The sequence below is a fragment of the Micromonospora sp. WMMD737 genome, assembly GCF_049179055.1.
In the GTDB taxonomy this organism is placed as follows: domain Bacteria; phylum Actinomycetota; class Actinomycetes; order Mycobacteriales; family Micromonosporaceae; genus Micromonospora; species Micromonospora reichwaldensis.
In genome coordinates, this window is record NZ_JBMHMH010000024.1 from 1 (window position 1) to 2,911 (window position 2,911).

General features: G+C 69.0%; 2 protein-coding genes. Both read right to left on the minus strand.

The window, feature by feature from the left end; all coding sequences use genetic code 11:
• Positions 1-2,295, minus strand: a 2,295-nt coding sequence (locus ACN27A_RS34005; RefSeq protein ID WP_421459055.1) for an AAA family ATPase, incomplete at its 3' end; no start/stop codon positions are given.
• Between the two features lie 27 nt (positions 2,296-2,322).
• The coding region (locus ACN27A_RS34010; RefSeq protein ID WP_421459053.1) for an MFS transporter at positions 2,323-2,911 on the minus strand (589 nt) is incomplete at its 5' end.

Here is a 2,911-nt window from a genome sequence, read left to right on the forward strand (position 1 = left end):
CGGGTAACGCACCCGTTGCGGTGCCGCGAGCGCGAGCATCTCCTCGAGCCGTTCATGGGTGGTTTCGTCAGGCGAGGATCCGATATCGAGCAGCGCCAGGGTCAGCATCCCCGATGCCCTCAGGTAGTCCGGTACGTCGTGTGCCACCGCGTTGTTCGCGAAGGCGCGGGCGAGTTCGGGATCCCCCAGCCGGCGGCACATGCCCGACAGCACGGCCGCCACCATCGGCAGGTTGTCCCTGTCTGCCACGGGGCGGGCGAGGTCCAGCGCCTTCGCCGGCTCGCCGTTCAGTTCGGCCAGTCTCGCCAGGCTGGCCTGCTTGTAGCTGCTGAACGGCACACCGTGGGTGTCGACGTCGGCCATCCGGGCCACCGCGGCCTGCACGGTGCGCGCTGCGCGGCGGTCGGCAAGAGTTGCGACCGTGAAGGCCAGCATCTGACATGCCATATCCGGGTAACCGGCACCGACCGACCCCGCAACAACGGTGAAATCCTCACGTGCAGAATCGAGTTCGCCGCGCCAGAAGTTGACCCAACCGGCCGCGAACCGTTCGATTCCGGCCCCGTCGTGTGCCAGCCAGAATCCGGGTTCGCCGGCGACATCAGAGGTGTCTCGGTGCAGCACGCTCAGCGCCCGGTCGAATTCTCCGGCATGGGCGGTCGCCAGCGCCTGGTTCTGCCGTGCCCGGGTGGCGACTTCGAACAATCCCGTCGCAGAGCACTCGTTGACCGCGGCCGTCAGAAGCTCGGAACCGCGGTCGGAACCGTACCGGAGCCGGGACTTGGCCCAGCCGAGTACGAACAGCGTGCACGCGTACACGCGGGGGCCGACCACCGTTCGGTCACCGAGTACGTCCTCGGCCCGCTGGACGGCCTGCGACATCTCGTCTTCATCGTCTGCGACCAGGACACAGGACAGGTCGGCGATGAACCGCAGCCGCCGTGCGGCGTCACCGCCGGCCGCCAGCATGCCGGCGCGGTCGAACTGTGTTGCGGCTCCGACGCCGTCGCCGATCAGGCTTCGGCAACACGCTCTGATCATCAGTACCTCGGGTAGTTCCCCGAAGGCATCGAGCATGCGTCCGCACAGCTCGTCGAGGGCCCGCCAACGGGACTGCAGCAGCAGCTCGAGCCAGTGTCCGGCGACGATGTCCTGGGCGATTGCGCAGTCGTCGGCGTGGATCGCGTGATCGACGGCCGCGACCGGATCGGCGTCGGCCAGCTCGCGGGCCGCGAGTCGGTTGAGTTCTCGCCACCGTGCCGGGTGGTACCGGCGCAGGATCGCCTGGCAGTGCGTGGCGAACATCGAATGCCATTGGTAAACGGCGTTCTCACGCACCTCTGCGTCGAACCGCTCGAGAAACAATCCTGCCGAGAGGCATTCGGCGATCAGGCGCTCGGCGTCGGGACGGCCGGACAGGACCGTCGCCAGCCGCCCGTCCATCCGGGCGGACACGGTGGTGCTGAGCACGAACTCGGCGACTTCGCTTCGCAGCCGGTCCAGAACCGTGGTTCTGATGTACTCCGTCATCAGTTCGGTCCCGGACTCGGCTGCCGGAACGTCTGCACCGCTGGTCAGCATCAGGCGAACGGCCGCAGGCCAACCCGCGGTGATGGTCTGGACGGCCTGGGCCCTGCCCGGTCCGATGTCGCGGCCGACCAGGGCTGCTGCGGCCTGGATCTCGGAAGTCGACAAGCTCAGGTCGGCCGCCTTGATGGTGGCCACCTGGCCGTGCACCTTGAGCCGCCCCAGTTTCGAGTCGACGGGGTCGGTGGTGATCATCACCAGGTGCAGCCACTGCGGTCCGTATTCGATGAGGTCTGCCAGGTCGGACTCGGTCACCGTCGTCGCCTTGTGGAAGTCGTCGATCACCACGGTCACGGCCGGCGTGTCCATCGCGCCCACCGCGGCCAGTGCCTCGTGGTAGCTGCCGGAGTCGTACACCGTCGCCAACGCGCGGTGCAGGTCGACGTCACCGCGTTCGCGGGCGCTGCGCTGCAGCGCGGTGAGCACCCCCCGCACGAGATCGTGGATGTCGCCGGTGCCTGCCGACAGCGTCACCCACGCCACGGCACCCGGCTGGCCGCGGTGCCGGCGTCTTCTCGCCCACTGAGCCACCGCGACCGTTTTCCCGAAGCCGGACGGTGCCGTGACGATCGTCGCACGGTGGCGATCGGTGTAGCGGTCCAGCAGATCGGCCAGCGCGGGGCGCTCGACCATCTCGGGGTGCGGCGACGGGCTGGTGGCCAGAAACCACGGCAGAGGGTGCAGCGCCGATGTGCTTGGGGACTGCATGCTCACACAGCTTAGGTACCCATGTGCTCACACATCACGCAATGTCGTGCGCCGCGACGGGGCCTGCGGGGGCGGGGCAATGGTGCGCCACGCCACCGCCGCGGCGGCCAGCGTCACCGCCGCAGTCGCGGCGAACACCGGCCAGAACGCGCCGGTCGCGATCAGCAACGGGCTGCACACCGCGATGGCCAGGGTGCCGCCCAGCATCTGGATGCTCAGGTTCACCCCGCTGGCCTGCCCCTGCTTGTCGGCCGGTGCCGCCCCCATCACCGCGGGTCTGGTCGTCACCGCGATGAACGGCATGATCGCTCCCCACACCACCATCGCGGCGATGAGCAGCGCGGTGTTGCCGGCGATCGTCGCCCCGCCGACGGCGGCCACCGTGACCGCCGTGGTGATCAGCGTGGCCACCAGCGGCACGCGCGGACCCCGGCGGTCGCGCACGGCGCCGGCGAGCCTGGAGGTGATCAGGGTGGGCACGATCGCGACCGAGACGACGAGGCCGGCCATCACGGGGGACTGGCCGAGGCTCTGCTGCAGATACAACGCGACGAAGACGAAGACGACCATCTTCTCGAACTGGAACACCGCGAACACGATGTTGCCGCCGGTGAAC